Source organism: Flavobacterium sp. BFFFF1, from assembly GCF_002256285.1.
Classification (GTDB): domain Bacteria; phylum Bacteroidota; class Bacteroidia; order Flavobacteriales; family Flavobacteriaceae; genus Flavobacterium.
Genome location: NZ_NKJE01000006.1, coordinates 470 through 21,001, shown reverse-complemented (window position 1 = coordinate 21,001; position 20,532 = coordinate 470). Strand labels below are relative to the sequence as shown.

Sequence of the window (20,532 nt, the reverse complement as noted above, 5' to 3'; positions counted from 1 at the left end):
ATCTGTTTTCAACACGCAAGCCGAGTCCACACTACAGTTGTTATATCCGTATGACGCAGCCAGGGTCTGTAATTCACTGACTTGGTCTGAATCTTCACATATGTAAGACAAATTTGGATTGCCACTGAAATTTATTGGTGATTCGCCCCTTTGATTGCCTAAGAATAAAGAGATGAGGTTGTTATTGGAACAATCTAAATCGAGGGGGGTCCAAAAGGAGGTGGTCGGAATAACCAACGTAGAGAGCTGGTTATTTTCACAATGCAACTTCTCGAGCCATGATGTTTGACCCGTCAGGGTCAGGCTGGTCAATTGGTTATTTCCGCAAGAAATTGAGGTTCGCCCATTATTGAAACTACCTACAAAAGACAATGAAGTTAAACTGTTAAACGAACAATCTATGTTACCAATATTGCCCGTATTGAGAACACTGATCTCATTATGACTGCAATTGACATTATGCGGACCGCCTCCTGAAAGTATCAGTGAAGTAATCATGTTATGGCTGCAGTCAAGATTGTCGATGTAGGCAGCGCCAAATGTATTCATCGTCGAAAAATTGTTGTAACTGCAATATACGTTTCTAACCCATGGCATACCTGTAAAATCAAGGCTCGCAAGATTGTTGTTACGACATTCCAGTGTATTCAAATTGTCCAGGCCCGATAGCGTAAGCGAAGACAAATTATTATCGTCGCAATTTAAAAGATACAAGGCGTTAAGGCCCAACAGGCTGAGTGAAGACAAATTATTGCTCGCGCAATACAGACGCACCAGACTCGAAGGAGACGGGACATTAATTTGGGTAAGGTTATTAAAACTGCAATCCAAAAACTGGAGGTTTACTAAAGGTTGTAGGTTGAGTTGGGATAGGTTGTTATTATTGCAATACAGGCTCAGCAGGTTTGGCTGCGTATTTAGGTTTAGGCTTGACAGTGCGTTACCAGAACACAACAAATAATTTAGGTTCGTAAGCGCAGTAACATCCAGATCAGTAAGCAAATTATTACTGCAGTCCAGGCTGGTCATTTGTGTAAATACAGATACGTCGAGCGTGGATATTTCATTATCAGCGCATTGAAGCCCTAAAAGATTAAGACCGTTTAAGTTTAGTGATGTAATATCATTTGAATTACAATCCAAATATTGAAGAGATTCAAAACCGGTTAGGTTCAAAATTCCTGAAAATTGATTCCCATAAATTCCCAACGAGGCGATTGGCAGATCGTTCAACGGAGACAAACTAGAGATCAAATTCTGCCCACAGTCTAACGAGTGTAAATTCATAAAGTACTCCATCCCAATGAGCTCCGTTATATTTCGAGTGTTTATATCAAGTACATATACCTGCGACGCTTCATAAATTTCAATCTCTCCATTACCATTAGCATCTATATTATCAATCGATTGGAACCAATTATTGCGCGCAACCCCTGGTACCAATAAGGCAGTTTTTAAGTTGGGGTCGGGAAAATTGATTACCTGAGCCTGGCTTCCGAAAGCGGAAATAAATAAAACTAAAATATAAAATTTCTTCATAGAACAACACTAAGTAACAAATGTACTCTAAATTTCGATCGAGAGGCCCGCTGTCAGCACTTATCGATGATCATAATAATTATTGCTTTACAAACCGGGAAGTTGACACCCCTACCTCAGCATTAGTTCGAAGCAAATAGTTTCCTGCACGCAATGATGAGACATCAATTTCCTGCTGTGGATTTGTAACTGTCAAAACCAATTGCCCCAAAGTATTGTAGACTGAAAGTGAATGTATCGTTGTATTGTCTTTTGATTTAATATTCAAAATATCGTTCGCGGGATTTGGATACAGCGTAAAATGCGTATTAAACTCAAAATCATCGGTATCCAAAATAGTCTGGATTGTCGTCGTAGCCGTATTTGTCACAATAGGCGCATTGTAATCAAAATAAATGCTTGCTGTATTACTGAAAGTATTTCCTACAACAAGCGTCGGTTTTGTTTTGATTTTGAAAGCTAAATAGCCATCGTTGGCAGCATCGTTAAATGGAAGGTTGATGTCTTCAAAAATAAACTCTGCTACATTCCCATCATTTACCCTTGAATACATCGGATGGCTTGATCCCAAAGGAGTCAGTGTGGCGATATCGAAGTTATTGACATCGATTAGATCCCTTATTACGATATTCTGTGCATTTGCCGTACCGCTATTCTCGAAACGTATCAGGTAATGCACATACTTTCCTACCATGTCAGGCGCGATCGTATTGCCTTCAAGGCAGGTTTTGTCATTAGGATCGAAAGAGTTAACAACGATTTGGTTCAAATTGGCATGCATATCATCAGGTGTTTCATCAGGAAGTGAGCCGACGATCGACGCCACATAATGCAATATCGTACCGCCAACAACAGGCGGAGTCTCTACAGGTGAATTTACATTCATCGTGCATTGTATTTCCCTTTGTTCGAAAGGCATTAAGTTGGCATAATTCCACGTAATATGATTATCCACGGTCAGGTCGGGCGGCGGCACGGCGGTTACAAAATCCAGGAGCGCCTCGTCATACTGCAGTGTGACTGTACCGTTCTGCACCTGATTCCCTTTATTTCTGTATAAAATTTTGTAAAAAGAATCAAATCCCGGCCTGGCCGCTTCTATAGGAACCAAGGTAATTTCGAGGTCGTTATGGACGGTATTGGGTGCAAGGCAGAAATCGACATACTGTACTAGGGTGTTTGAATCGAAATTAAGAGCTACAGGTCCTGTCAATCCGAAGTCAAATAAAGGAAATAAATCGTGTTGCGGTGCAAGCGTTATCGAAGTTGCAGGAGTGTATATAATAAAATTGCCTTGTGCCTGCGTGAAAGTGTAACAATCCTGAAAAGGGCAATCATAGTCAATCTTGATTCCGGGAATACCGTTATTGTCCTGGCAGCCATTACCGTCAATATCATATCTTACATTACCGATCACAGTATTATAATAACAGTTTGGTGTAAAATCATAATAGGGTGTCTGTGAAATTGTGTTGGCAAGGTATGAGATGTTTTCACCAAAATCTACACCCACAACCGTAAGCATCGGACATAAATCCCGACTGAAAGCACCTGCGTAAATATTGTCAATATGTCCATTTTTGAGATTGATCCTGTGAAGGTTTGCACAATTACTCACCCTAATTTCAACAAAATGCGTCGAACACGACAAATCCAGGTCTGTCAACAAGGTGTTTCCATTACACTTAATACGCTCCATATTATGGCAATTCATTAAATTGATATCCATTAGGCCAGTCTGGCTGAAGACATCGTAATTACCATAACAGTCAAGCAATTTTAGGTTCTCCAGTCCGGAAACGTCCAAATGGAAAATTCTGTTCCTTGTGCATATCAGGGTTTCAAGGCTGGTGCAGCCTTGCACGTTGAGGCTTGTGAGCTCCATTGAAGCGAAAATATCACCATTATTATCACAATCTAAGTAAGTAAGATTTGTAAGGCCTGAAACGTCTAACGAGGATAATTTATTCCAAAAAATCCTCAATTCTGTGAGATGTGGGAAAATTGTTTTATCAAATTGCGTCAAATCGTTGCTGTTGACATTGAGTTTTTCAATGATGTTTACTGGGTTGAATGTGATAGATGAGAATGAATTCCCTTCAAAGTTGATGAATTTCAGTTGCGGCATTCCCGATAGATCTATGGATGTCGCGTTCGATTTAAAGCCCTGATAACCATAAATTTCTTCCAGCGCATTCAGGTCATCCAACGCATTTGCAGCAAACCTGCATCCCGCAAAATTGATATACTTCAGCATCGGAAGATTGGTAAGTGAGGTAGTCTCCAACTGATTATTACTGTTGCAATAAAGTGTCTGGAGCATCGGCAGGTTATCCAACGAAAGTGTCTCAATGTACTGGCTCATATTTTTACAGTCCAGATACGTAAGATTAGGCATATTCGATATTTGTAAAACAGGGATACGCTGATACGTTACAATAAGTTTTGTGAGGTTTTGGAATGCATCAATTCCCGAAATATTTGTAATATAGTTAGTCCCCTGACCATAGCCATCCAGGTTAAGCTCAGAAACCTGCAGTGCCTCACTCACCTGAATTTGGTTGTCGCCATTAACATCTATATCAAAAACTACGCCGCTAAGGTTTTTTGCGATTTGATTCGATGGTGAAGCACTCAGTAATTTGGTTTTGAAATTAACATCAGTAAACGAAACATCTTGTGCATGCATTACACAAACAGACAGCAAAGAAATCAACAGGCAGATCTTTTTCATATAAATGTTCTTGAGAGGCCAAATATATGAAAACATTATCCTAAATCATTTTAATCAAAAAATAAAAGCCCCGCATCACTGCAGGGCTTTTCATATAAAAATGGGAAATGATTATTTCTCTCCTTTTTCCATCTTCGCTTTCAACTCAGCAAGGATGTCGTTGTTGTCTCCCAATGTCGATGACGAAGCATTGTTATTGTTTGAAGAAACAGCATCGCTCGCCGCTTTCGCGTTTTTCTCCTCTTCCTCACGGAAGATAGCGGTGTGCGAAGCAACAACCCTTTTGAATTCCTTGTTGAACTCGATTACTTTGAATTCAGCTACTTCGCCTTTTTTCAATTTCTTTCCATCTTCTTTTTCAAGGTGACGCGCAGGAATGAAAGCAACGATATCGTCTCCGAATTCTACAGTAGCGCCTTTGTCAACGATTTCAGAGATGGTTCCTGTGTGAACAGTACCTACTGCGAAAGAATCTTCATATTTATCCCAAGGGTTAGCTGTAGTCTGTTTGTGGCCTAAAGACAATTTACGTCCATCAACATCAAGCTCTAATACGACAACGTCCAGTTTTTCACCAACGCTTACGAATTCAGATGGGTGCTTGATTTTCTTCGTCCATGACAAGTCAGAGATGTAGATCAGTCCGTCAATTCCTTCTTCCAATTCCACAAATACACCAAAGTTCGTGAAGTTACGAACGATACCTGTGTGTTTAGAACCTACAGGGTATTTCGACGTAATGTCTGTCCATGGATCCTGAGACAATTGTTTGATGCCTAAAGACATTTTGCGGTCTTCGCGGTCTAAAGTAAGGATTACTGCTTCAACAGTATCACCCACTTTTACGAAATCCTGGGCAGAACGCAGGTGCGTAGACCATGACATTTCAGACACGTGGATTAAACCTTCAACACCTTCAGCCACTTCGATAAATGCACCGTAATCAGCGATAACGACTACTTTACCTTTTACTTTGTCACCTACTTTAAGGTTGGCATCAAGAGCATCCCATGGGTGTGCGTTCAATTGTTTTAAACCAAGTTGGATTCTTGTTTTCTCATCATCGAAATCAAGGATTACCACGTTTAATTTCTGGTCTAACTCAAGTACCTCACTTGGGTGGTTGATACGTGACCATGAAAGGTCAGTGATGTGAATCAATCCGTCAACGCCTCCAAGGTCAATAAATACACCGTAAGAAGTGATGTTTTTCACCACACCTTCGAGTACCTGTCCTTTTTGCAACTGACCGATGATTTCTTTTTTCTGTACTTCAATATCCGCTTCGATAAGCGCTTTGTGAGAAACCACAACGTTTTTGAATTCGTGGTTGATTTTCACTACTTTGAATTCCATCATTTTGTTTACATACTGATCGTAATCACGGATTGGTTTTACGTCAATTTGTGAACCTGGAAGGAACGCCTCGATTCCGAAAACGTCAACGATCATACCGCCTTTAGTTCTGCATTTTACAAAACCGTTTACGATTTCTCCTGTTTCGTTTGCGTTGATTACGCGATCCCATGCTTTGATCGTACGTGCTTTTCTGTGTGAAAGAACCAATTGACCTGTTTTGTCCTCACGGATGTCAATCAATACTTCTACTTTGTCACCTACTTTCAGGTTTGGATTGTAACGGAATTCATTCAAAGAGATTACTCCTTCGGATTTCGCGTTGATGTCAACAATAGCATCACGATCAGTGATCCTTACGACGACACCTTCCACTACTTCTTCCTGATCTGTTGAGATGAAAGTCTTGTCTACCAATTCTTCGAATTCCTGTAGGTTTTTCTCATCAACAGCATCGATTCCTTCCTGGAAATTGTGCCAGTTAAAGTTCTCTAAAAATTCCGCTTGTGTTTTTGTTTGTTCAGACATGTGTTCTGATAAAAATTTGTATCCTGTTTTTCCTGCGTTTCTGTAAGATGAAAATAACAGAAGTGTTTTTATATAAAAATTTCAATACCTAAAGGGAAACGCTTCTCTTCCAAAAGGTGTGCAAAATTAATACTTTATTTTTGATTTGCAAATAGTTGGTAGAGAAAAGATTCAAGACCGCTGCGCTGCAAGAAGAAAGAATTGTGTCATGGAAATATAAAATCCCAAACCCTATATTACAATTCAGGATTTGGGATTACCATTGCGCTAAAATCTTGATTCTTTACTCTTGATTCTATTTTCTCTTAATGTGCTATCTCAGCCACATCTTCGGGTACATGTTTGTGTTTAAACATCAGTCCGAAAGCAATCGCAATCACCAATGCATAACCGGCGAAAGACAGCCAGATGTTGTGCCAGTCCCTGTTTCCATCGTGGGTGAAATAAGTGTCAATTACATAACCGCTTATCAAACCGCCAAAGAAAGCGCCAAACCCATTGGACATCATCATGAACAGGCCTTGGGCACTTGAACGGATTTTAGAATCTGTCGTTGTTTCAACGAAAAGGGACCCAGAGATATTGAAGAAATCGAAAGCCATACCGTAAACGATACAGGACATCACAATCATCCATAAACCATCTGCCGGATTTCCGTAGGCAAATAATCCAAACCGCAGTACCCAGGCAAACATGGATATTAACATCACACGTTTAATCCCGAAACGTTTCAAAAAGAACGGTATCGCAAGGATAAATAAGGTTTCCGAAATCTGCGAAATAGACATAATCAAAGTCGACTTTTTCACGATAATACTTTCCGCATATTCTGGCATTTTCCCAAATTCAGAAAGAAACACGTCGCCATACATGTTTGTCAGTTGCAATGCTGCGCCTAAAAACATGGAAAACATGAAGAACAAGGCCATTTTATAAGTTCCAAATAACTTGAATGCATCCAACCCCAGCTTTTGCGCCAAAGTGGATTTCTCAGAAATGAGTTTCTGAGGCGGGCATTGTGGAAGGCTGAAAGCATATACGCCCAGTGCAATGGCCGCAACTGCCGCAATGTAAAACATATTGGCCGACGCTTTATTGTCAGTTAAATTGGTCAACCACATCGCGGCAATAAAACCAATTGTTCCCCAAACCCTTATCGGTGGAAAAACCTTCACCACATCGAAATTGTTGTTTTTCAAAATGTTGTAAGCAACCGAATTCGAGAGCGAGATTGTTGGCATATAACAAAGCATCGCAGCAAAAATAACCCAGTAGAATGTGACCGGGTCCTGCACCTGTGGGATATACAATAAGGCAATTCCGCCAAGGATGTGCAGCATGCCGTATAATTTTTCCGCGTTAATCCATTTATCAGCGATAATCCCGGTAACTGCCGGCATCAAAATAGACGATAACCCTAAGGTTGAAAAAATGGCACCAAATTGTTCTCCACTCCATTGTTTGGTAGCGAACCAGTAATTGCCTACAGTAATAAGCCATGCGCCCCAAACAAAGAACTGCAAAAAGCTCATGACAGTAAGTCTTAACTTTATACTCATATTAAATTAGTTTTTGGTTGATTGTTAAACAGCCTGTAAAACTAACATTAAAAATGAGATGGGCAAATTAGCGGATGAGAAAATTAGCGAATTAGCAAATGAAGTAGTTCCTTAAATTTTAACGAAGGCAATTCATTAACAAATTCGCTAATTCGCTAATTCGCCAATTAACGTCAGGACGGCTTCAAACTGCTCCTCCCTACTCAAATCAGAATTGTCAATCTCATGCGCGCCATCCGCTTTTACCAACGGAGAATCATCGCGGTGGGTATCAATGTAATCGCGCTCTTCGACGTTTTTAAGTACGTCTTCATAAGAAACATTGTCGCCTTTGGCTTTCAACTCGTCATAACGCCTTTGCGCCCTTTTGGCAGCACTGGCGGTCATGAATATTTTTAATTCGGCATCGGGAAAAACAACGGTTCCAATATCGCGGCCGTCCATCACAATACCTTTGTCTTTGCCCATCTGTTGCTGCTGTTCGACAAGTTTGGCGCGCACTTCAGAAACCTCAGCAATCCGACTCACAAACCCCGACACTTCGATCGTACGGATTTCCCTTTCAACATTTATGTCATTCAGATACATTTCTCCAAATCCCAGTTCCGGATTAAAAACAAAATGCAATTTGATATACGGCAAACTGGCTATCAAAGTGTCCCTGTCAAAAAATTCCTTATCGATATAACCGTTCTGCATCGCAAAATAAGTTACCGCGCGGTACATGGCGCCGGTATCGACATACACATAGCCCAGGTGCTTAGCCAGCTGTTTTGCAATGGTACTTTTTCCTGTTGATGAAAAGCCGTCAATCGCGATGGTAATTTTTTCCATTTCTTTATTTTTATAGGGAATCTAGTGTTCTATTTTGAATTATAAATTTTAAATTTTAAATGAGCGTAACCAAGGTAGACCATGACCAGAACTTTGAATAGCGTAAATATAAATTCTGATTTTATATCGTAGGCGTGATTTAATTTACAATTCAAAATTTAAAATAATAACTTAATCCTCATCCCCAAAATTAATTGTCAACCCAAACAAGCTTGTATTTGCTGCCAAAGTATATCGGGAGTAAGAATAGTCAAATTTTAATTTATTGATTTTTAAGCCGAAGCCCACAGATATTCCGGAAAAATTTCGCTGTTCCAGCAACCGCAGCTCCTCTGCCCTCCTGAAGTTGTAGCCCACCCGCAGGTTAAAGCCTTTCTTCGGGAATAACTCGGCACCCAGGATTACATGCCGAAGTGCATTGTTGAAAATGGACACCTTTTCCGGAGTCGATCCGCCATCAATAGAACCTTCGGCGCGCGCTGGATTCGAAAAAGCGATTTGCCACTGCTGTAAATTTTCCAATGTCACATGCCAGCGAATCGGTACATTCTCCATCTCCTGTGATACGCCCACCATAACCTCCAGTGGCAATTTCTCGCGCGTATCGGCATAGGTCGTTATCTGCGTTCCGATATTCCGGATCACCAAAGCCCAATTCACATCGTTGTCCTCGTCAATAAAAAGTGCTCCAAGGTCTACCGCCGCTCCAAACGACTGGTATGTCTCTAAAGTGGACGAAATCAACTTTGCATTCGCGCCTACATAAAAATCAGAATACGGAATGTTGTATGCATAGCCAAAAGAAAGTGCTATTTCGCTTCCGGTAAATTCAGAAGTACGGTTACCTAACTCATCCGTGCCCTCAAATTTTCCATAATTGACGTAGTTGACACTGCCGTGAAACGTCTGCACATGGCGGTCATAAGTGTAAGCATAAGCTGCTGTTCCATAAGTCACTTCCCCAAACAAACTGCCGTAATTCACGGAAAGGCGATTGTCCATTTCCGGATTAATCGTCGCTGGATTAAAAATCCCCTGATTGACATCATAATCGTGTATCGTCAGGACTTTACCGCCTAAAGCAGCCTGCCGAGGCGACGTAACGAGGCTCAAAAACTGGTAAACCGACTTCCCCCCTATCTGGCCAAAAGAGACCGTAGAAACGAGAATAAAAAGATAGATGAGTCGGTTTTTAAACATGAATGCCGTAGTAATGCGGTACTATAACGCAGCTGCGAAGATATTATTTTTTTGGAGAAGAAAGAATCCGGAACCAAGAAGAAAGAGAATTGCAGCATGATGAGGGAACTCACCTGTTTCAATTCATTCCTCGGGCGTGCCGGCAGTTTCACACAGCATCCGGCATAATCACGCGCTTACCAACTCCCGTAGGGCTGTCCGCTGTATCTTTTTCTATTCTTTCAGGATTAGAAAATGGATGCAGCTTCCCCCGAAGCCTCGGGGCCTCACGAGAAAACCAGGAAAGCTTATACATTAGCCGCAAGAAAAACGCTTTCATGAATAGCGATGTATTTTAGCGAAACGTTAACAAAATTTATGGAATTTGCGTCCCCAAACAATTTTATTTTTTTGTAGGGAATACTTCCATTATCCCCTTCCCTTAAAGGAAAAATACAAATTTTTCGTAACATAGCTTTATATAAAAACCACAAGTTTTGTTAAAAATTTATTTTGTGCCTTATTTGGGATGACAGTAAAAAAAGAAGCCGGAAAATTCTCCCGACTTCATTGCTTTATTTTATAATTACCGCTCCTTCTAGTTATAATGCCTTCGCATTTTTCACTTTCTCATCCAAAATAGCGATCTTCAGTACTTCGCTCATCTCTTTTACATAATGAAACGTCAAACCCTCGATGTATTCTGATTTAATTTCTTCGACATCGCTTTTATTGTCGGTACACATTATAATCTCTTTAATATTTGCGCGCTTTGCAGCCAGGATTTTTTCCTTAATCCCGCCTACGGGAAGTACTTTGCCTCGCAAGGTAATTTCTCCCGTCATCGCAAGGCTCTTCCTGATTTTCTTTTGTGTAAGTACAGACACCAGCGAAGTTAGCATTGCAATTCCGGCACTCGGACCATCTTTTGGCGTCGCGCCTTCTGGAATGTGGATGTGCAGGTTGTATTTTGGTAAAATTTCAGCATCAATGCCAAGTTTATCTGCGTTCGCCTTGATATACTCCAATGCTATTGTAGCAGATTCCTTCATGACTGTGCCAAGATTTCCTGTCATCGTCATCGAACCCTTTCCTTTTGAAATGAGCGATTCAATAAACAATATGTCACCGCCTACGCTCGTCCACGCCAATCCAGTAACCACGCCTGCCACTTCATTGCTCTCCGATTTGTCCCTTTCGAGTTTCGGTACGCCGAGGATTTTGACTATGTCGGCATCAGTGACTTTTACATTGTATTCTTCCTCCATCGCTACTGATTTGGCCGCATTTCGGATGACTTGCGCAATCTTATTCTCCAGATTCCTAACTCCGGATTCCCTCGTGTAGCCTTCCACAATTTTCTCCAATTGCTTTTTGCCGATGGTCAGCTGCTTCGGTTTTAAACCATGGGCCGCCAATTGCTTAGGAAACAGATGCTGCTTTGCAATTTCAACCTTTTCTTCGATCGTATATCCTGACATCTTGATAACCTCCATCCTGTCGCGCAACGCCGGCTGTATCGATGACAAATTATTGGACGTCGCAATAAACATCACTTTTGACAGGTCATAACCCATCTCCAGAAAGTTGTCATAAAATTCGTTATTCTGTTCCGGATCAAGCACCTCCAGCAACGCTGAAGATGGATCACCCTGATTGCTGCTCGATAATTTGTCAATCTCATCGAGTACAAAAACAGGATTCGATGTTCCTGCCTTTTTCAGGCTTTGGATGATTCGGCCCGGCATTGCACCAATGTAAGTCTTCCGATGGCCGCGGATTTCTGCTTCATCCCGCAGTCCGCCAAGCGAAATACGCACATATTCCCTGCCAAGGGCTTCTGCCACAGATTTCCCAATTGAAGTTTTACCAACGCCCGGGGGTCCAGTGAGACATAGTATCGGCGATTTCATATCGTTTCGGAGCTTAAGCACGGCAAGGTGCTCGATCATCCGTTTCTTTACATCTTCAAGACCAAAGTGATCGCGGTCCAATACCTGCTGCGCGTGCTTTAGGTCAAAATTATCTTTTGAAAATTCATTCCATGGCAATTCAAGGAACAATTCAAGATAGTTTCTCTGGATCCCAAAATCAGGCGCCTGCGGATTCATACGCTGCATTTTAGACAATTCCTTATCGAAATGCTTTTGGGTCTTTTCATCCCACTTTTTCAATTTTGCCTTTTGGCGCATGTCGTCTATTTCCTCCTCGTGCGAAACACCACCCAGTTCTTCCTGAATCGTTTTCATTTGTTGGTGCAGGAAATATTCGCGCTGCTGCTGGTCCAGATCAAAGCGAACTTTTGACTGGATGTCGTTTTTGAGTTCGAGCTTCTGCAGCTCGATGTTCATAAACTTCAACGTAGCCAATGCGCGATCCTTTAGGTTGTTCATGGCCAGCAAATCCTGTTTTTCCTTCACGGAAAGGTTCATATTTGACGAGACAAAATTCACCAGAAACGACTGGCTTTCGATATTTTTTATGGCAAATGTAGCTTCGGTCGGAATATTTGGACTTTCCTGAATGATCTGCGTGGCGAGTTCCTTTAAAGATTCAATAATGGCCGAAAACTCTTTTTCCCCTTTTGAGGGACGTTGTTCCGGCACATCTTTCACGTTAGCTTTTAAATAAGGTAACTCGGCGGTCACCGCTTCAATCTCAAAGCGCTTCTTACCCTGAAGGATCACCGTGATGTTTCCATCAGGCATTTTCAGGACACGCAGGATTTTCGCAACGGTACCAATTTTATTAATGTCGTTTTGGGAGGGATCCTCATCTTCCTCATTGATTTGCGACACTACACCAATAATTTTATTGCTATTGTTGGCATCGTTAATCAATTTGATGGATTTGTCCCTTCCGGCGGTAATCGGAATCACGACACCCGGGAAAAGCACCATATTCCTTAAAGGGAGGATAGGCAGCGCTGAGGGCAATTCTTCATTAAGCATTTCTTCTTCGTCCTCTGCGGACAGCAACGGAATCAAATCTGCTTCAGAATCTAAGTCCTGAAATGACAAATTGTCAAGGGTAATTATTTTTTGGCTGGACATAGGCGTTTTAAGTCATTTTGTCATTACCACAACACTGTGGCGGTAACAAATTTATTGTTTTAATATCTTCTATACTTCTGGTAACCAAATAAATTTAAGTTAAAATGTTATCTGGCCAATTACAACAGGCAATGATTATGCCAAAAAAAATCCCGGGTGAACCGGGATTGGATTTTAGTGGTGACAATGTTAATATCCTACGTCAAACGCGCCTTCAGTGATTAGATATGGTATTCCATTAACCGAAATGGTCGTGTTGAAAGTTCCTTTCACCTGATCAGCGGTGATTGAACTGATGGTAACTGAACCAGAGGTTGCATAAGCTTCATCGCCACTGGCTCCGTCGGTATAGTTAATCTGTACTTTATCGGTGGCGAAATTATCGCCTATTATTGCATAAGTACCAGCGACAACATTGCTCCTCATGCTTACTGTTATAGCATTATCATTCACATCGGCGGCACCAACAGAAATAATCTCAATTGTGGATGACTGCGGGGGATTTCCGGTAACGATAGTGACATCCGTAAGTATTCCAAGTAAATCATTTTCATCAAATTCCACACCATTCACTTTTGCAAAAAAAGTATCCCCGTTTGGATTCTCAGTTACATAAGGCAGGTTCGTAAAAACACCATTGGTGATCTGCTTCGTCGGAAGCGGGGTTACATCTGTATCGCTCCAATACCCTTTAAAAGAGAAAGTTCCGGAAATCGTATGGTTAACGGTATCAATTGATGTGATTATTACTGAACCTGTGTCCTCATTCGAATCGTCAGGGTTTGCGCCTACAAAACTAAATTCAGCAGCGGGAGGTGTGTAAGAGACCAGATTGTCCTTTGCTGCATAAGTTCCAGCGGTAACACCGTCCAACATAAAAGCGAAATTGTCACCCTGTGTGCGGAATGCATTGATGATGATGGAATTGCCATTGATGTAAACCAAAGTCTGGTTGGCCGTAAAAGTGGTATTGTCAAATTGTGCGGTAAACGAACCTGTCTGGGGATTTGGGTTTGGATCCACTACTACAGCATCGTCAACCGAAATGGGTCCTACCCAGTCGCTTGTCACTGTCCCACAATTCGTGCGGATGTAGAAATCGTACTCGGCAGTGGGATCGAATCCATCAATCGCCAATTGGCGTTCTGAAGTAGTTACGGTAGTTCCCTGACCATGCGCAAATCCCGCCGGACCGTATTCCACTTCCCATAAGTCACCGTCAGAAATCCAGTTCAGAATTACCTTAGTTTCCACAAAATCACTGGATGTGAAGGAAGTCGGCGCCGGACATGCTGTAATATTTGGATTTAAGACGTACGGATCGATAGGCTCCACATCCTCAGAACAGGACCAGGCAGATATCAGTACCAAAAGTGTAACGATCCTAAACAGTATTTTGAAATTCTTCATGACAATTTTTTTATGACGCACCAAATATAATTTATTTTATGATTAAGCCAATTTATTTCTTGGCACTCTTCTGAGCAAGAGCAGCCCCACAAGAAAAAACAACGCAAGAAAAACAATAGCGAACCTTGGACTTCCCGTGATTTGATCTATAATTCCGTACACCATCATTCCGATAACGATTCCGATTTTTTCTGCCACATCATAAAAACTGAAGAAAGAGGCAGTGTCCTCTGTTTCCGGCAATAACTTTGAATAGGTTGACCTGGAAAGCGCCTGGATACCACCCATGACCAGACCCACTAATCCGGCCATAACATAAAAATGCATTGGTGTCGTCAGGAAATAGGCTCCAATACACAGCAGGAACCAAAAAGCGTTGATCACGATAAGCACCGCAATGTTTCCAAATTTTGCCGATGCCCTTGAGGTAATCACTGCACCCAGCACGGCGACAAGCTGTATGACAAGGATGCAAATGATCAAACCTGTTGTACTTTGCTCTGCGCTTTCCCACTTGATTTCCTGTGAACCGAAATAAGTGGCAATCAGCATCACCGTCTGGACAGCCATGCTATACACAAAAAAGCTGCTTAAATACCGCTTTAAAGGAATATTTTCCTTAAGTAAACCCCAAACTTTCCGAAGCTCCCGAAAACCGTTGAAGATGATGGCACGGGTCACTTTCTCAGACGATTTGTTGCCTTTCGGCAGATAGAGGTAGGTGTATTGGCTGAAAATGATCCACCACACACCAACGCTAATAAATGAGTAACGCATGGCTTTCAGCGCGGCTTCCAATGGTTCTCCAGTAATCCCAAAAAGCGTAGGCTTCATCACCATCGCAAGGTTGAAAATCAGGAGAATGACACTTCCTATATAACCTAAAGAATAACCCTTGGCGCTGATTTTGTCCTGCTGTTCAGGAAAGGCAATGTCAGGCAGATAAGAATTGTAAAATACAAGGCTTCCCCAGAACCCAATGAGCCCAAGGAAGTAAAAAAGCAGTCCAACATAAATATTTTCAAGATTAAAAAAATACAATCCCATACATGATGTGGCTCCTAAATAACAGAAAAAACGCATAAAGTTCTTTTTGTTACCGACATAATCGGCAATACCTGACAGCAAAGGAGAAAAGAATGCCACCGCCAAAAACGCGGCAGCAGTAACAAAACTGATCAACGCGGAATTCTTAAGTGAAGTACCAAACACCTGGATATAGTGGTCGCGGTTCAGGAATAATTTTTCGTAAAAAATGGGAAAGATCGCGGAAGATATTGTCAACGGATATACTGAATTTGCCCAATCATAAAACGCCCAGGCATTCAGCAGTTTTTTACTGCCCTTTTCTAAATCGGCCATAAGAAGATTTTTTACGAATTTATTATTTTTTATTTACACAGCACGATGCAACTGTGTATTTCATGAAAACTTAACGCCATAAAAAAATCCATTTCGAATGAAATGGATTCTGTAGATCATGTTGTAAAATCTTATTTGAATACTACGCCGAATTTTGCCGCAGTAGCTTTTGCTTTGGGTACCAAACTTTTTAAATTCCTGATCCTCGTCTCATCCGAAGGGTGCGTGCTCAGGAACTCTGGCTGGGATGAACCACCCTGCGCCGACATCCTTTGCCAGAACACAATCGCCTGATCGGGATTGTATCCTGCTATGGCCATTAATGTCAATCCAATTTCGTCGGCTTCTGATTCATTGCTGCGGCTAAAAGGCAGCGTAACGGCCAGCGTGGATCCCAATCCGTAAGCCTGTTGGAAAATGGCCTGCTTTTCTGATGACTGCCCCGATGTTGCTGCGGCTACCCCTACGCCCACCAGCTGCTGCAACTGGTCGACGCTCATACGCTGCGCGCCATGGTTTGCTAAAGCGTGGGAAACCTCATGTCCTAATACCGTGGCCAATCCAGCCTCGTCTTTGGTCACGGGCAGAATCCCCGAATACACTACAATCTTACCGCCAGGCATACACCAGGCGTTGACTTCCTTGTTTTCTACAAGCTTGTATTCCCAGGCATAACCATTAAGGTATTCCTTTTGTCCCAGGGAATTCAGGTATTTCTCTGCTGCAATACGGATTTTGTTTCCAACGGTTTGCACCTGCTGTGCCGCTCCGGATCCTGAAACGACTTTATTCTCCGTCAGGAATTGCTTGTACTGCGCAAAGGCAGTCGGGAATATCTGATCGTTAGACACAAAATTCAGTGTCTTTTTTCCGGTAAACGGGTTGGTCGCACATGAAATGCCAAGTGCCACAGCTAATGCAGATATTATTACGTATTTTCTCATGGTTATTGGTTTTTAAACACTCCAAAAATACAATTAAATTCACGCACCGGTAATATGTAATTCCGTGAAATCTTTATCAATAAACAAGGTATTTCCGTCAAAATTCACCGCCTTCTCGTCAGCGCGCTCATTATCAACATAAATGGTCTTCACCTTAAATGGCAACCCGTGCAGGTTCACTTTAAATTTCTTGTACGGAATTTCAAATTTCCCCTCTTTATGCTGCTGGATGATCAATTGGTTTTCCTTTCCGTTTAGCGTGAATGTCGACAGGCTGTAACGCCCTTTGTTGTAGTCGTAGCCATCCTGGGCATCTTCATAAAGGAACGACTTTTCTTTGCCTAATTTATAATAAGCGTCCAATGTGATTTCGTCAAATTTCAGCTCTCCCACATACTGTTGCACGGGATATTTCGGGATGATGGCGCCTTCCTTAATGAAAATCGGAATCTGGTCGTAATCGGTTTTTACCCAAAGTTCTTTGCGTCCTGAGATCAGTTCGTTGGTCCAATAGTTGTACCAGTTGCCCACTGGAAGATACATCCTTCTGCCCTGCGCATTCGGTTCCAGTATCGGGCAAACAAGAATATGGTTCCCAAACACAAATTCGTCTGTTCGGTAATGGGTTTGCGGGTCTTCCTGGTCAAAATACACCAATGGCTTCAGCATCGGGACACCGTCGTTGATGTATTCATAGAACATCGTGTACAAATACGGCAACAGCTGGTAGCGCAGATTTACGAATTTACGGGTGATGTCGATGACCTCCTGGTCGAATGACCATGGCTCCTGATCGCCGTGATCGCCGGAGGAGTGCGTCCTGCAAAACGGATGGAATACCCCAAGCTGGATCCAGCGCGCATACAATTCCCCTGAAGGCTGTTCTGCAAAGCCACCAATGTCTGAGCCTGTAAAGCCCATTCCTGAAATGGACATTCGTTGCATCTGGATGTTGGCAATCCAAAGGTGTTCCCAGCTTGCCACGTTATCACCTGTCCATGACGAGGTGTAACGCTGCGCTCCGGAATAAGCGGAACGGGTGATGATAAACGGTCTTTTCGGATAAGCAAAACGTTTTACGCCTTCATAAGTCGCGCGTGCCATCTGGGTTCCATAGATATTATGTGCTTTTCTGTGGCTGCATGGATTTCCGTCGTAATCGTGGCGGACGTCCATAGGGAAGGTTTTCCCGGGCACTTCCATTACGGCGGGTTCGTTCATGTCGTTCCATACGCCTTTGACACCAATATCGGCGATGAGTTCACGGAACAATCCGGCCCACCATTCGCGTACTTCGGGATTGGTGTAATCCGGGAAGTTGCATTCGCCGGGCCACACTTTGCCCTTCATGTAAGGACCATCGGCGCGTTTGCAGAAATAGTCCTTGGCCAACGCTTCGTTGTAAATGGAATACTCCTTATCAATCTTGATTCCCGGATCGATGATTACGACCGTCTTAAACCCATCTTCGGCCAATTCCGCAACCATGCGCTTCGGATCGGGGAAATACTCCTTGTTCCAGGTGAAGCAACGGAAACCGTCCATATAGTCGATATCAAGGTAGATGGCATCGCACGGGATCTGCAATTCACGGAATTTGGAAGTGATTTCCTTTACCTTGCTTTCCGGGTAGTAGCTCCATTTGCATTGGTGGTATCCCAACGCCCACAATGGCGGCATTTCGGGCTTGCCTGTTAAATGGGTATATGTGGTGACCACATCGGCCATTTGCGGCCCATAGATGAAATAATAATTCATTTCGCCACCTTCGGCCCAAAAACTGGTAACATTCCTTCGCTCATGGGCAAAATCGAAATTGGTACGGAAGGTATTATCAAAGAAAATACCGTAGGCGTTCTTATTGTGAAGCCCAATGTAAAAAGGCACTACCTTATATAATGGCTCCTGGTCCTTGTGGAAGGCATATTGGTCCATCGCCCAGTTTTCGACCCTTTTGCCTTTCAGGTTGGCATGCGATGCTTTGTCCCCAAGGCCGTAATAACTTTCGCCATCATGGGACACTTTGCTCATCTTAACGATATTTCCACCAAAATGGTAATTTTCTTCCCAATGGAACCCGATTTCATCTTCGAGGATGATGTTGTTTTCGGTGTCGGTCAGCAGGATTTTCAAATCAGCTTTGTTGATCCGGCAGATGAGTTTGCTGGTATTGATCTGGTAAAAGGTCTTTTGCTCCACGACTTCAAGGAAATTGTAGCCATGCGATTGGTTTTTATCAATGGCATAAGAGAAATCGTTGCTGAAATAACCTTTGGTGGTGTACCGGAAGCGGATGAGGCTGTCGCGAAGCACCGTTATTTTGAGGATGACATTGTTATCGGTATGGAAAAAAACCGAGTCGGCTTCCTGTTTTACTGCGGTAATCGCCGTAGGAAAAAGATCGCCTTTATTTTCTAATTCGGTGTTTGTGATCATGTTTCTATGTTGATGGAAAAAGCCAAATTTACAAAGTTAAGCCTAACTTGTTGTTAGTAAGTAGGAGTAGTTTTCAACGATAACGTTGTAGGAGGGAGATCGGGAGTTTAAAAGATCGGGAGATTTGAGTTTATGAGTCATTTCAAAGTAGCGAAGTAGCAAAGTAGTCAAGTAGTGAAGTAGCAAAGTCTGAACATCTAAAAGCGTTCGTATGATTTATGAAGGCACCGAAATAACTTCTAACGTATCAAAAACAACTTCTGAAGCATAAGAAATCGTTTCTGAAGCATAAGAAACAACTTCTAAAGGATAAGAAATCATTTCTGAAGCATAAGAAACAACTTCTGAAGGATAAGAAATCACTTCTGAAGCATAAGAAACAACTTCTAAAGGATAAAAAATCATTTCTGAAGCATAAGAAACAACTTCTGAAGGATAAGAAATCACTTCTGTAGCAGAAGAAATGTTTCTGAAGCATAAGAAACAACTTCTGAAGCACAAGAAAACAATTCTGAAGGTCCTCGGAGCATTTCTGAAGACCCCCAACCCGAATCGCCAAACTTTATTTACGCACTTAACTGATCTTAAACACGGTCACGGATAACGGGGCAAGTACAATTTCTGCAGAATAGGTCCTGCCGTTCCACAGTTCTTTTTCGATTTTCACTGCTTTTCCGTTTGACACGCCTGATCCGCCGTATGCAGTGCTGTCCGAATTGAATATTTCGACGAGCTTGCCTTTGTTTGGAAGTCCAATACGGTAATTGGTGCGGACGACAGGCGTAAAATTGCACACCACGACCAAATCCTGTTTTGGGTTTTCACCCTTACGGATATAGGCAATGACGGCATTCTGGTGGTCGGAGTAATTGATCCATTCAAACCCTTCAGGGCTGAATTGCTTTTCGTGCAGGGCCGGATTGCTTTTGTATAGGTCATTCAGGTCGGTAATGGTTTTGCGAATGCCTTCATGGAAACCAAACTGCAGCAAATGCCAGTCGAGGCTGCCGTCGAATTTCCATTCGGCGCTTTGCCCAAACTCGGAACCCATAAACAGTAACTTAGTACCCGGATGGGTAAACATATACCCATACAGCAACCTCAGGTTTGCGAACGCCTGCCATTCGTCGCCCGGCATCCTTCCTAAAATGGACTTTTTGCCATAGACGACCTCATCGTGGGAGAGCGGCAGCATGAAGTTTTCGGAAAACGCGTAGGTCATGGAAAAGGTAAGGTCGTTCTGGTGGTATTTGCGGTATACGGATTCGCGTTTGAAATACTGCAGGGTATCGTGCATCCATCCCATCATCCATTTCATGCCGAAACCGAGTCCGCCATCGAACACCGGGCGTGACACCATCGGGAATGAAGTGCTTTCTTCAGCAATGGTCTGTACGCCCTCAAAGGTCGAATACACCGCTTCATTGAAATCTTTCAGGAAGCTGATGGTATCGAGGTTTTCGCGGCCGCCGTAGATGTTCGGTTCCCACTCCCCTTCTTTACGTGAATAATCGAGGTATAACATCGAGGCCACGGCATCGACGCGCAGCCCGTCAACATGGTAGTTTTGCAGCCAGAAAATGGCGTTGCTGATCAGG

General features: G+C 42.6%; 12 protein-coding genes and 1 pseudogene. All 13 read right to left on the bottom strand.

The window, feature by feature from the left end; genetic code table 11:
* Positions 1 to 1,539, bottom strand: a pseudogene (locus CFE23_RS05215) (hypothetical protein); the annotation flags it as partial.
* Between the two features lie 79 nt (positions 1,540 to 1,618).
* Positions 1,619 to 4,273 carry a T9SS type A sorting domain-containing protein gene (locus tag CFE23_RS05210; RefSeq protein WP_291085085.1) on the bottom strand — a complete coding sequence of 885 codons (2,655 nt, stop codon included), beginning with the start codon at positions 4,271 to 4,273 and terminating at the stop codon, positions 1,619 to 1,621.
* 111 nt (positions 4,274 to 4,384) lie between these two features.
* Positions 4,385 to 6,157, bottom strand: coding sequence for a 30S ribosomal protein S1 (gene rpsA / locus CFE23_RS05205; protein ID WP_291085082.1), 1,773 nt, complete (start codon positions 6,155 to 6,157; stop codon positions 4,385 to 4,387).
* Positions 6,158 to 6,462: 305 nt separating this feature from the next.
* Positions 6,463 to 7,716 carry a nucleoside permease gene (locus tag CFE23_RS05200; RefSeq protein ID WP_291085080.1) on the bottom strand — a complete coding sequence of 418 codons (1,254 nt, stop codon included), beginning with the start codon at positions 7,714 to 7,716 and terminating at the stop codon, positions 6,463 to 6,465.
* Between the two features lie 147 nt (positions 7,717 to 7,863).
* On the bottom strand, positions 7,864 to 8,550 hold the full coding sequence (gene cmk / locus CFE23_RS05195) for a (d)CMP kinase (protein WP_291085078.1): 687 nt from the start codon (positions 8,548 to 8,550) through the stop codon (positions 7,864 to 7,866).
* 171 nt (positions 8,551 to 8,721) lie between these two features.
* Positions 8,722 to 9,750 (bottom strand): type IX secretion system protein PorQ, encoded by a 1,029-nt coding sequence (porQ, locus tag CFE23_RS05190; protein ID WP_291085076.1) that lies wholly within the window; start codon positions 9,748 to 9,750, stop codon positions 8,722 to 8,724.
* A gap of 581 nt (positions 9,751 to 10,331) precedes the next feature.
* Positions 10,332 to 12,782 carry an endopeptidase La gene (lon, locus tag CFE23_RS05185; RefSeq protein ID WP_291085073.1) on the bottom strand — a complete coding sequence of 817 codons (2,451 nt, stop codon included), beginning with the start codon at positions 12,780 to 12,782 and terminating at the stop codon, positions 10,332 to 10,334.
* 189 nt (positions 12,783 to 12,971) lie between these two features.
* A complete protein-coding gene (locus CFE23_RS05180; protein ID WP_291085051.1) occupies positions 12,972 to 14,192 on the bottom strand; it encodes a DUF6252 family protein in 1,221 nt (406 codons plus the stop codon).
* Between the two features lie 42 nt (positions 14,193 to 14,234).
* Positions 14,235 to 15,554 (bottom strand): MFS transporter, encoded by a 1,320-nt coding sequence (locus CFE23_RS05175; RefSeq protein WP_291085049.1) that lies wholly within the window; start codon positions 15,552 to 15,554, stop codon positions 14,235 to 14,237.
* A 131-nt stretch (positions 15,555 to 15,685) separates the two neighbouring features.
* The gene (locus tag CFE23_RS05170; RefSeq protein WP_291085047.1) at positions 15,686 to 16,498 is read right to left on the bottom strand and encodes a M48 family metallopeptidase; all 813 of its coding nucleotides are present in this window, start codon (positions 16,496 to 16,498) and stop codon (positions 15,686 to 15,688) included.
* Positions 16,499 to 16,537: 39 nt separating this feature from the next.
* Positions 16,538 to 18,934, bottom strand: a complete 2,397-nt coding sequence (locus tag CFE23_RS05165; protein ID WP_291085045.1) for a glycoside hydrolase family 31 protein — start codon at positions 18,932 to 18,934, stop codon at positions 16,538 to 16,540.
* Between the two features lie 216 nt (positions 18,935 to 19,150).
* Entirely contained in the window at positions 19,151 to 19,435 is a 285-nt protein-coding gene (locus CFE23_RS05160) for a hypothetical protein (RefSeq protein ID WP_291085042.1), read from the bottom strand.
* Positions 19,436 to 19,508: 73 nt separating this feature from the next.
* A partial coding sequence (gene glgB, locus CFE23_RS05155; protein WP_291085039.1) for a 1,4-alpha-glucan branching enzyme occupies positions 19,509 to 20,532 on the bottom strand: 1,024 nt, incomplete at its 5' end.